The organism is Methanobrevibacter sp. 87.7, assembly GCF_002208625.1.
Classification (GTDB): Archaea; Methanobacteriota; Methanobacteria; order Methanobacteriales; family Methanobacteriaceae; genus Methanarmilla.
On record NZ_MRCT01000044.1, the window covers coordinates 1 to 12,094 of the forward strand.

Genomic DNA, 12,094 nt, shown 5'->3' on the forward strand with positions numbered 1-12,094 from the left:
ATATAATTCAAATATAGTAAAAACATCCAAAAATAAACAAAAAATAACTAAAAAATACACTTAAAACAAAAAACATCCAAAAATAAAAAAATAAGTTAAAAACAAATATAATTCAAATATAGTAAAAACATCCAAAAATAAACAAAAAATAACTAAAAAATACACTTAAAACAAAAATATAAAAATTAATCAATAAAATAAGAATTCAAAAATAGAAATAGCTTAATAATTTAAAACAAAAAATAAAACAAAATATTAAAAAAAATAGATAAAATTAAAATACTTAAGCTTGAGCTTCTTGTAATTTAATTAATCTAGTAATATATCCAGCGATTTTATTTCTTAAATGTTTTGTACTAACAGTAGAATATTCAGATACTAATTTTTTATTAGTTTCAAAATCAGTAGTAAAATCGTTGTGGGTTTCAATAAGTTCTTTAGATATACGTTTTACAAAAGTAGTTCTTATATTTCCCATAGTCATGCCTCCATATTTTTAAAAAAAAAAATAAATCATATTATTCTAAATTATCTAAGATATGTTTTTGTTCACGTTTACTTAGAATAGCTAACATAGTCATGATTTGATCTAAAATATCTTTATCAATGTTTTTTTCAGTAGCTAATCTTTGAGCTTTTTCATGTACATTTTTTTCACGACTTGCATCGTAAATATCCATACCTAAGTAAGTTTTAGCTTTAACGATATCTTCTGCAAGAGAAGTACGTTCATAAATAACATTAATTAAATCATTATCAAGTTCATCAATCTTTTTTCTAGAATCTTCAAGGACTTGTTTAGCTTCTTCTTCACTATCAAACAAATCATCAACAACATAATCTTTCATGAAAAAAAATCTCCAAAATTTATAATAATCATAATAATAGAATTTTTAATCTTTATAATATTTAAATATATTTAATATTTCAATAATTTAAAGTATTAACTAAAATTTTTAAAAAAATATTATTAAAATAAGTAAAAATCAATTAAATCTTTACATTATACAATTTGTACTTCATTAAATATTAAGTTTTAATTTAATATATTATTATTTTAAAAAAAAATTAAATTTTAAATAAAAAAATTTCTATTAAATTATGATATTAATAGTTATAATTCTATTTAAAATAAAATTAATAGCTATAATATTATTAAATTTTATAAAAATAAATTATAAATTTAATATTTACTAAATTCTCAGTAAAAATTATAATTCAACATTACCTTCATTATTAACTTTAGTTTCAATAATAGTACCTTCATAATTAGACCAAATATATTTTACTTTATCTATTGATTTATCATTAACAATTGCTGAAATAGCTGAACCAGTACCTGATAAACCAGAAGCTAATGCACCTACTGATAAAGCATCAAGTGCAATATTTGGATCATATCCTAATGCACTACTATATAATAAACCATTTAAATTAAGAGCAAGGTAATAATTTTTATTTCTTGCTTGTTCAAATGCAATATCAACCATAGGTGACATAAGTTGCATTCTTGATAAATCACAATTATAAGTTGAAGATTCTTTATCAACTAAAAAAATTAAAACTGAATTTTCTTCCATTGGTTCTTTAATTAATAATTTTCTATTATAATTATCTGTAACTACAACACCACCAAAGTAAGATGCTGCAGCATCATCAAAAGAACCAGTAAATGTAACTTTTGCATCTAAAGAAGTATCAATTGCAAGTTTAAGAATTTCCATATCACTTAACGGTTCCATATCAAACTCATCTGCAATAAGAAGAGAAGTAGCATAAACAACACCATTTGAAAGAGCACTACTACTTGATAAACCTGATGCAAGTGGAAGATTTGTTTTAGTTTTAACATCAATTCCACAATCAACACCATAATGATTTAAAACAGATTCTACACACATATCCATTAATTTAGTGTCTACATCAATATCTGGATGAGAAATAATTTTATTTTTATTATTTGTTTTAACTTCACATTTTATATTTAAATCAATACCAAATGCAGAACCATACCCAGAAGCTATTGCATTTATAATTGTAGCTGAACCTAAAGATTTAACTATTTTTTTCAAAAAATCACCTATGATACTAAATAAAAAATTATATAAAAATTTTTAATTAAAATAAAGTTTATTAAAATAGTTATATATAATTAATTAGTTTTATTAAAATAAGATTAAATTAAATATTTTTAAAAATAAATTAAGAAATAATTAAAATTTTTTAAATTAAATAATATTTAATTATATATTTTTATAATTTAAATAAATATTTTAATAAGTAAAAAATTTAAAAACTTGATTTATATAATTAAGTAAACGATATAAAAATTAAAACTCAATTATTAAATTAAAATTAATATTTAGGGATAAAAATGGATGATAAAACAAAATATTTTGGATATGGAATTATTGGAGGATTTATAATTATTTTTGTTATAATATTATTATTCTCAATACTTCCTGCTACAGGATTACTTGGTAGTACAAGTGTTGCAGTTATTCCTATTTATGGTGAAATATCATATGATTCTGATGGTACAAATCAAATAATTACTCCAGATGAATTTCAAAAGGCTATTACTGAAGCAGATGAGGATCCATCAGTAGGTGCAATTGTTTTAGATATTAATTCTCCTGGTGGAAGTACAGTTGCAAGTAATGAAATGATGCAAATGGTTAAAAATACATCAAAACCTACAGTTGCATGGATAGGTGAAAGTGGAACTTCTGGAGCATACCTTGTTGCTAGTGCATGTGATGAAATTGTTACTACAAATTCATCAATGATTGGAAATATTGGTGCTATTATAACATTAACAGATTTATCTAAATATTATAATAAAAGTGGAATTAATATATACTCTATTAAAAGTGGAGAATATAAAGATATAGGTGCTAGTTATAGAAATTTAAGTTCAAATGAAACAAGTATGCTTCAAAAAATTGTAGATCATGATTCAGATAATTTTAAAGCAGAAATAGCTAAAAATAGAAATCTTTCAAAATCATATGTTGATAGTATCTCAAATGGAGAAATATATGATGGTTCAGAAGCAAAAGATAAAAAACTTGTTGATAAAATAGGTAGTAAAAAAGATGCAATAGACTATGCAAGTAAACTTGGAAATTTATCTTCATATTATGAAACTAAAACTATAAACACTAATTCAAATCTTTTCTTAGGAATTGAAAATAGTAATAAACTTCCAGTTATAAATTTTAAAACTTTCTTAAAAAATTCATGAAAAAAAATAGTGAAATTTTGTTAGTAAAAGCATGAACAAAAAAATTAATATGAAATATCTTAAAATTTTGTTAGTAAGAACATGAACAATTTTAAGTTTAAATATAAAATTATTATTTTAGCTATAAAGAAATTAATAATATTTATTTAATTTAAAAGATAAAAAAAGAAGAAAAAGAAAGAAAAAACCAAATATTAATATAATTAAAATAATTTAAATAATTAAAAATAGTATTAAATTAATGTAAAAACCATAAAGTTTATATATTAAATAAAAATACTTTTATACAATTAATAAAAGTTTACTTTAGTAAACAAAAATATAAGGAGATGATTGAAATGACTAAAGTTGAAGTATTTGTATCATCAACTTGTCCACATTGCCCTGGAGCAATACAAGTTGTAAAAGAAGCAGAACAAGAAGTTCCAGATTTAGATGTTAAAATCTGTAACGTTGAAGATTTAGAAAACAGAGATAAAGCAATTGAGTATGGAATTATGGCTGTACCTACTATTGTAATTGATAATAAAGTTTCATTTGTAGGTGCTCCAAGTTTACCTGAATTATTAGCTAGTTTACAATAAACTGCTAATTTTTCTCTTTTTTTAAACCTTTTTAAAATCAAATATAAACTAATTTTTAAATATATTAATAAAACATAAACAAACTAAAACTAATTTTTAAATAAAAAAATATTAACAAAAACTTAAACTAACTAAAACTAATTTTTAAATAAATTCTTATAACTTTTATATTTATAAAAAAACTTATTTTAAAAAAAAATACTTTTAAAATTAATCCAATATAAGAAAATTAAATTTTAAAAATAGTAAATAATTACTAGTTTTAAAATTAATCTAAAAATAAAGATATTAAGATTTTAAATTTAATTTAAAAACAAAATTAATAAAAAAAACAAGTATTTTTAAATATTAAATAAAAGTTAATTTTTATAATTTAAAATACAAATTAAAACCTATGAAAAATAATACCTCTAAAAAAGGATATAAATTTGGACCAACGACTGGAAGTATAGCTACTGCATGTGCACTTGCTAGTTTAAAAAAATTACTAAACAATGAAGAAATAGCTATAGTTCAAATTAAAACACCACAAGAAAAATTAGATATATTCTTAGATTCTTGTAAGAAAATAACTACTAATAAAGCAAAAGCTTCAGCACATAAATATCCATATGATGATCCTGATGTAACTGTTAATATTGAAATCATTACTGAAGTAGAACTTGTAGATAAAAATTCAATAAATATTGATTATAATAATCCACTTATCTCAAAAGAAGATAATGTTATAATAAAAGCAGGATGTGGAATAGGTAAGGTTACTAAAAAAGGTCTTCAAATACCAATTGGAGAATATGCAATAAATCCAGTTCCACGTAAAATGATTAAAGAAAATTTAAAAAATATTGTTCCAAATAATAAAATAGCTATTGTTACAATTTATATTCCTAAAGGTGAAAAATTAGCAAAAAGAACAATGAATCCACGTATAGGCATTATAGGTGGAATATCAGTACTAGGTACAACAGGAATAGCTCGTTCAATGAGTACTAAAGCATATAAAGATTCACTTCTCATACCACTTAATATTGCAATTGAAGAAGGATATAAAGATTTAATATTTGTTCCTGGAAATATTGGTGAAAAAATAGCAAATAAAATACTTGATATAAATCCAGATCAAGTAATTCAAATGACTAATTTTGTAGGATTTATTTTTGAAGAAGCAGAAAAAAGAGGTATTAAAAAAGCAGAATTAGTAGGACATATTGGAAAACTTGTAAAACTTGCAGGAGGAATATTTAATACAAAACATTCAATTGCAGATGGAAGACGTGAAATATTTGCTGCACATACAGGAATATGTGGTGCTGATACTGAAACAATTAAAGATGTTTATAAATGTAAAACTACTGAAGAAATTATTGAAATTTTAAAGAAAAAAGATTTAGATATAATAGTTTTAAATAGTATTGCAGATGCAATAAGAGAAAGAGTAAAAGATAGATTTGATATAGAGCTAAATGTTATTATAGTAGATATGGAAGGAAATATACTAAATTCAAATTATAATAAAAGATTACTTAAATAGATACTTAATAAATAAGCTAAATTACTTAAAATAAATCTTTTACTAAAAATAGTAAATTACTCAAATAAATATTTTAAAATTAAGTAATTTATAAAAATCAACAATTAATAAAATTAATTAAAATAAAAGGTGATGTGATGAAAATAGCTATGGTAGGTCAATTCCCACCACATATTGGAGGAGTAGGTGTTCATATTAATTCACTTGCACATGAACTTGTAAAAAGAGGGCATACTGTATATGTAATTACATACCCTCATAAAGATATTAAAGATATTGATGGAATTCATGTAATTGGAACAAAAGGTGTGAATATTCCAGGACTTAGAGGACTTGGATTTTACTTCAATGCAAAAAAAGAATTAAAAAAATTATGTGAAAAAGAAAACATTGACATAATACATGGTCATTACCTTGTACCTGCAGGACTTGTAGCTGTAGAAGTTGGAGAAAAATTAAATATCAAAACCTATGTAACAGCACATGGATCTGATATATTTGAATTATATAATAAAAAACCATACACACATCACATAATAAAAAAAGTACTTAAAAAAGCAGATATTGTACTTGCTGTTAGTCATGCTCTTTATGATAATATACTAAAAATAGATGTTAATGGATTAAGTAAAAAATTAAGATTATATCAAAATTCAGTAGATATAAGTAAATTTAATCAAGAAAATAATTATGACTTTAAAAAAGAACTTAAAGAAGAATATAATCTTAATAATGATTATCCAATACTTGTTTTTGTTGGTAACTTAATACCACGTAAAAATGTTAATAGTATTATTGAAGCTAAAAAAATAGCTAAAACAAATTATAATTTAGTAATTGTTGGTGATGGACCAGAAAAAGATAATCTTAAAAAATTAGCTGAAAATGTAGATAATATCTATTTTACTGGTGCAAGAAGAGATGTTGAAAAGATATTACCTAACTGTGATACACTAATCTTACCATCACATACAGAAAGTTTTGGACTTGTACTTATTGAAGCACTTGCATGTGGATGTAGTGTTATCGGAAGTAATGTTGGTGGAATTAAAGAAATCATTACTGATGATGTTGGAGTTCTTGTAAATCCAGAAGACATTAAATCAATTAGTAATGGTATTGATAAAATATTCTCAGATAATAAATTATTAAATAAATTTAAATCTAATGCTCGCTCAAGAGCATGTGATTTTTCAGAAGTTGAAATTCCATATGATGAATTAAAATAATTATATTTTATTTAATATGGAAAATAACTAAACCCATAATACTAATTATACTTTTATAAATTACATAATATGGAAAATAACTAAACCCATAATACTAATTATACTTTTATAAATTACATAATATGGAAAATAACTAAATCAACATTACAATATTCATTTTAATTAAAAATTATTTAAAAAAGAAATTTTATTAAATAATAAACAAGAGCAATTGTTACTACAATAATCAATACACAGATTAATAAACCTACAATAAACTTTCCAAATTCAACTAAACTAGTACTAGTACTTTTATTTTCTTTATTTTTATTTCTAACTTTTGTATAATTTTGAGGTCTTCTATAATTAGATGTTTCATTTACTATTTTTGCTCTTTCTTCTAATTCTTCTCGACGAGGTTCTCCATCAATAAGATCGTAAATCATACCATCTTCAATATCAACCTTTCCATCACCATTAAAATCTGGTCCTGGTAACATTTTAATTCACTACCCCTAATAAATTAATATTCAATTATATAATGATAAGTATTAAGAAATATAAATTATTATTTATTTTTATACTTAAAATTAGAAAATATTTTTAATAAACTAATTTTTACATTTAATATAAATAGAAAAATAAATTTTATAAAAAGAGAATTTAACTAGATAAAACTATTAAAATAAATTAAAAATAGACTATTAATTTTAAACTAAAATAAACAATAAAAATAGATTAAAAAAACTATACAATAACTAATTTTTAAAAAAAATAGCTAAATTATAATAAAAATAGATACAGAAAACAAGCAATATATAATAAAAACAATAAAAAATAGATAAAAAATTATCTATTTTCTAAGTCTTTAATTACTTTTTTAGCAACATCTTCACCAGATAATAACATTCCACCAAAGATTGGTCCCATACGTTGAGAACCATGAACAGCATTAGCAGCCATACCAGTTACATATAATCCTGGATATACTTCAGTTACATTATCAAGAATTTTACCTTCTGCACGATCTGCCCACATGGATTTTTCACCCATAATTTTACCAGTTTCAGTATTTAATTTTTCACCTAATTTATTCTCAACAATTTTAGTAATCTCAGTAGGGTGACCTGTTGCATCAATTACTGCTTTTGCTCTAACAGTTAATGGATCTACATGTAAATCTGCCATTTCAACTGAACTCCAATTTAATACTACTCCTCTTACTCCTTCTTCTCTTATCATTAAATCTTCAATACTCATTAAGTTAAATATTTTAAGTCCTGCTTGAGTAGCTTTAGAACATAAAGTAGAGGTACATTCAATTGAATCAACAGTATAATAATTGTCTTGGAATTTTTTAGAATTGATTCCAAATTCATCAAGGATTCTTTTAGCATCTTCTTGAACAACGACTTTATTAAACATCATTCCTCCACCCCACATACCGCCACCGATACTGAGTTTACGTTCAAATAATGCTACTTTGTATCCTGCTTTTGCAAGATAATAACCTGCAACTACACCAGATGGACCTCCACCACCAATAGCAACATCCATATCGGTGTAATCTAAAAAATCATTCATATATTCTTGTATAATTGCCCTTGATACGACAACATCATCTAATTTTTTCAAAAAAATCACCTAATTTAAAAATAATATAAATACAATTTTATAATATTTAATAAAAAAATACTAAAAAAAATTATATTTATCATTATTAATTATGATAAATATACTATATAAAACTTATTCAAAATAATAAAAATTATTTAATAATAAATAAAAAAATATATAATTAATTTAATTAATTATGAGGTAAGTAATATGAGCAAAGATTTTACACATTTAACAGAAAATGGAGTACATATGGTAGAAGTTGGTTCAAAACCAGAACAAATAAGAAATGCAACAGCAAGTGGAAAAATCTACCTTAAAAATGAAACAATAGAAAAAATAGAAAATTCAGATATTAAAAAAGGTAATGTATTAACAACAGCACAAATAGCAGGTATTCAAGGAGTTAAAAACACTTCACAAATGATTCCATTATGTCATCCATTACATATTACTGGTATTGAAGTAAACTTTGAAGTAGAAAAAGAATACATTAAAGCAATAGTAAGTGTAAATTCAAAAGGGCAAACTGGTGTTGAAATGGAAGCAATTACTGGATGTAGTCTTGCATTACTTACAATTTGGGATATGGTTAAAGCAGTTGAAAAAGATGAAAATGGACAATACCCAGATACAAAAATATCAGATATTGAAGTTATTAAAAAAGAAAAAATTTAAAATTTTTAAAATAATTTAATAAATTTTTAATTAAAAAGCTAATTTTAAAAGAAGATATTATAAAACTAAAAAAGAAGCTAAACTTAAAAGAATATTTTATAAACTAAAAAAATATTAAAAATCTAAACTTAAAATAAAAAAATACTTTATAAAATTAATAGTTTTCAAATGGTCTTAGTATAATCTTTTAAATATTAAAAAATAAAACTAAGAATTATTAAAAAAATAGAATGGATTATTATGGAAAGCCTAGATGAAGATATGAAAAAAATTATAAATACTGCATATCCATATATTAAAGAATTCAATCCAGCACAAAAAGCAGTTATAGAAAGTGGATATATTAACGATGATTCAAACTACATTATTGCAATTCCAACTGCAAGTGGTAAAACAGTATTAGGAGTACTTGGTTTACTTAAAACAATTCTTAATGGTGGTAAAGGAATATATGCAGTACCTCTTGTATCAATACAAAATGAGAAAGTAAAAGAATTTAAAAAATTTGAAGAATTTGGAATTAAAGTAGGTAAAAGTCCAAGATATGCAGATCTTTCAGTAATGGTATTTGAAAGTTTTGATGCAATAACACGTTTCTCATGGAGTACATTAAGAGAAGTTGATACAATAGTTGTAGATGAATTCCACATGATAGGAGAAGCATCAAGAGGACCAACAATAGAATGTGCTCTTACAAGAGCAAGATTAATAAATCCATCAATGAGAGTAATAGCACTTTCTGCAACACTATCAAATATGGAAGATATAAAAACATGGTTAGATGCAAAAGTTGTAGAACATGATTATAGGCCAGTTCCACTTAATAAACAAGTACTTGATAATGAAATGTTTAATGTTAAAAATAAAAATGATGTAGTAGTTAAAATCATAGAAAAATCAATAAAAGATAATTCTCAAGCATTAACATTTGTTTCAACAAGACGTTTTACTGAAAGTTTAGCAAAATATGTTTCAAGTAAAATTAAAAACAAAATAACAAAAGAAGAAAGAGAACATTTTAATAAAGTTGCAGAAGAATTACTTGATGTTCCAAAACGTAAAGGATCACGTCCTACAACAACATGTATAAATCTTGCAAATGCAGCTAAAAATGGTTGTGTATTCCACCATGCAGGCTTATTCTCAGAACAAAAAGAAATTATTGAAGATGAATTTAGAGCTGGAAATATTTTAATGATTGTTGCAACACCAAGTTTAATGTATGGTGTAAACTTACCTTCAAAATCTGTAATAATTCGTGATTATACTCGTTGGACAAATAATGGTTCACAAAGAATACCTGTTTTTGATTATGAACAAATGTCTGGAAGAGCAGGAAGACCATTATATGATAATGAAGGATACTCTTATCTTCTTGCTAAAACAAGTGATGAAGCAGTTGAACTTGAAGACATATATATTAATGGAGAAATTGAACCAACAACATCTAAATTAGTTGAAAATAAAGATGCCTTCCAAAAACAGATTATAGCACAAATATCATCATCACTATCAAAAACACAAGATGAATTAAAAGATTTCTTTATGAAAACATTATATGGATTCCAAATGACCTCAAATGAATCTATGAGCTTCTTTGCAGAAGAAGGTTTAAAATTTGAAATAGAAAGTTCCCTTGAATTTTTAATGAGTAATAAATTTATAAGACCAACACCAGAAGGTTTTAAAACAACAGAACTTGGTGAATTAATAGCTAAATCAAATTACTCTGTTGAAACTGCAGTAAAAATAAAAGAATATGCAAATAATGTTGAAGATTATATAAACATTGGAGAATTCATTTATTTACTTTCACAAACACCAGATATGCCACTTATTAGTTTCATGGCTCGAAAAAGTAAAGATCCAACTAAAGAAAAAATGGCATCACTTGGATTATTTACTACAGAAATAGGAAGTCCAGAAGCTACAACAGTATCTCTTATAGAATGGATAAATGAAAGAACAGAAGAAGAAATTGAAAATAAATATCATGTATACTCTGCATCATGTAGACGTAGTGCAATAGAAGCATCAATGCTTACTAAATTTGCAAAAGACATATTCAACATTCTTAGAATCTATAAATATGATAATGAATTAAATAAATTATCAGCAAGATTATACTATGGTGTAAAAGAAGACATAATACCATTAGTTATTGGAGTAAAACGTCTTGGAAGAAAACGTGGCCGTCAAATAGTTGATACCTTTGGTGATGATTTAAGAGTACCTACAGAAAATGAACTTCAAAAAATTGATGGAGTAGGTAAAAAATTATCTAAAAGAATTAAAGAATTTGCTGAGAATTATAATAATTAGATTTAATAATCTAATTTTTAAATCTCATTAAACTATTTTTTACTAAAAAACTAAAAAACTATTTTAAAACTAAACTATTTTTTACTAAAAACTAAAAAAAACTATTTTTAAAATTAAACTATTTTTTACTAAAAAAATAAAAATAAATAAACTATTTTTAAAACTAAACTATTTTTACTAAAAACTAAAATAAAAATTAAACTAATTTAAAATAAGAATTTAAGAATTAAAAAATTAAACTACTTTTAAAATAAAAAAAAAGAAAAAAGAACTTAATAATAAGCACTTTCTCCTGCAGAAATAAATCCAATACCATCAATAATTAAACTTATTCCTAAAATAAGTGAAACATAAAATGGATCAAGGAATGAGAAGTAACCAAGTAATACAGTAATAACACCTAAAATAAGCATTATTATTGAAGAAGCTCTTAAAGGATCATATTCCCTATAATATATTCCTGCAACTCCAAAAATCATCATAAGAATACCAACAATCCAAAATATTATTCCAACTAATGCACTGAAAAGATAAATATTACCAAGTAAACAAACACCTAAAATAATACCAATAATTGCCCCAATAATACGTGTTAATGAATGTCCTGGAGTATAATTCCAATTATCATAAGACCTTATTAAGGAAATTACACCATAAACAATAAATATCAATCCTAGTACAAATGATAAAAATGTTTGACTAAGATAAGGAAATATTATGATAATAATACCGAAAATAAACAATATAATTCCAGTAATAGATAAATCATTCATAAAATTAACCTCCTTTTTAAATTTTATGATAAAAAATAATTAATAATTATATAATTATTAATCAAAATTATTTATAAATTTTTTTAAAAAAGAGTTAAGAAAATAATATTAAAAAAAAATTAAAATAAGAGAGA

General features: G+C 23.3%; 12 protein-coding genes. 6 read left to right on the top strand and 6 right to left on the bottom strand.

Going from position 1 to position 12,094, the window contains the following annotated elements; genetic code table 11:
* Positions 1-283: 283 nt before the first annotated feature.
* The 3 genes from BGI41_RS03345 to BGI41_RS03355 form a co-directional block, all read right to left on the bottom strand.
* Entirely contained in the window at positions 284-478 is a 195-nt protein-coding gene (locus BGI41_RS03345; protein WP_042706849.1) for a 30S ribosomal protein S17e, read from the bottom strand.
* Between the two features lie 40 nt (positions 479-518).
* On the bottom strand, positions 519-848 hold the full coding sequence (locus BGI41_RS03350) for a chorismate mutase (RefSeq protein WP_088538827.1): 330 nt from the start codon (positions 846-848) through the stop codon (positions 519-521).
* Positions 849-1,211: 363 nt separating this feature from the next.
* On the bottom strand, positions 1,212-2,072 hold the full coding sequence (locus tag BGI41_RS03355) for a shikimate kinase (RefSeq protein WP_088538828.1): 861 nt from the start codon (positions 2,070-2,072) through the stop codon (positions 1,212-1,214).
* A gap of 302 nt (positions 2,073-2,374) precedes the next feature.
* Between BGI41_RS03355 and sppA the strand changes: the two genes are divergently transcribed.
* The 4 genes from sppA (at position 2,375) to BGI41_RS03375 (ending at position 6,591) form a co-directional block, all read left to right on the top strand.
* Positions 2,375-3,247, top strand: a complete 873-nt coding sequence (gene sppA, locus BGI41_RS03360) for a signal peptide peptidase SppA (RefSeq protein WP_088538829.1) — start codon at positions 2,375-2,377, stop codon at positions 3,245-3,247.
* Positions 3,248-3,540: 293 nt separating this feature from the next.
* Positions 3,541-3,831 carry a thioredoxin family protein gene (locus tag BGI41_RS03365; RefSeq protein ID WP_255377147.1) on the top strand — a complete coding sequence of 97 codons (291 nt, stop codon included), beginning with the start codon at positions 3,541-3,543 and terminating at the stop codon, positions 3,829-3,831.
* A gap of 394 nt (positions 3,832-4,225) precedes the next feature.
* Complete coding sequence (gene cbiD, locus BGI41_RS03370; protein WP_088538831.1) at positions 4,226-5,362, top strand: cobalt-precorrin-5B (C(1))-methyltransferase CbiD; 1,137 nt, start codon at positions 4,226-4,228, stop codon at positions 5,360-5,362.
* Between the two features lie 137 nt (positions 5,363-5,499).
* A complete protein-coding gene (locus BGI41_RS03375) occupies positions 5,500-6,591 on the top strand; it encodes a glycosyltransferase family 4 protein (protein ID WP_088538832.1) in 1,092 nt (363 codons plus the stop codon).
* A 173-nt stretch (positions 6,592-6,764) separates the two neighbouring features.
* On the opposite strand, the gene BGI41_RS03380 is transcribed toward BGI41_RS03375, so the two are convergent.
* Together BGI41_RS03380 and BGI41_RS03385 are read right to left on the bottom strand one after the other, a co-directional pair.
* Positions 6,765-7,070, bottom strand: a complete 306-nt coding sequence (locus tag BGI41_RS03380; RefSeq protein ID WP_088538833.1) for a hypothetical protein — start codon at positions 7,068-7,070, stop codon at positions 6,765-6,767.
* 349 nt (positions 7,071-7,419) lie between these two features.
* Positions 7,420-8,205 carry a sulfide-dependent adenosine diphosphate thiazole synthase gene (locus BGI41_RS03385; protein WP_088538834.1) on the bottom strand — a complete coding sequence of 262 codons (786 nt, stop codon included), beginning with the start codon at positions 8,203-8,205 and terminating at the stop codon, positions 7,420-7,422.
* 192 nt (positions 8,206-8,397) lie between these two features.
* Between BGI41_RS03385 and moaC the strand changes: the two genes are divergently transcribed.
* Both moaC and BGI41_RS03395 read left to right on the top strand, forming a co-directional pair.
* Complete coding sequence (gene moaC / locus BGI41_RS03390) at positions 8,398-8,865, top strand: cyclic pyranopterin monophosphate synthase MoaC (protein ID WP_088538835.1); 468 nt, start codon at positions 8,398-8,400, stop codon at positions 8,863-8,865.
* 240 nt (positions 8,866-9,105) lie between these two features.
* Complete coding sequence (locus tag BGI41_RS03395; protein WP_088538836.1) at positions 9,106-11,187, top strand: DEAD/DEAH box helicase; 2,082 nt, start codon at positions 9,106-9,108, stop codon at positions 11,185-11,187.
* 272 nt (positions 11,188-11,459) lie between these two features.
* Here BGI41_RS03395 and BGI41_RS03400 read toward each other — a convergent pair whose 3' ends face one another.
* The gene (locus tag BGI41_RS03400; RefSeq protein WP_088538837.1) at positions 11,460-11,960 is read right to left on the bottom strand and encodes a DUF308 domain-containing protein; all 501 of its coding nucleotides are present in this window, start codon (positions 11,958-11,960) and stop codon (positions 11,460-11,462) included.
* Between the last annotated feature and the right edge of the window lie 134 nt (positions 11,961-12,094).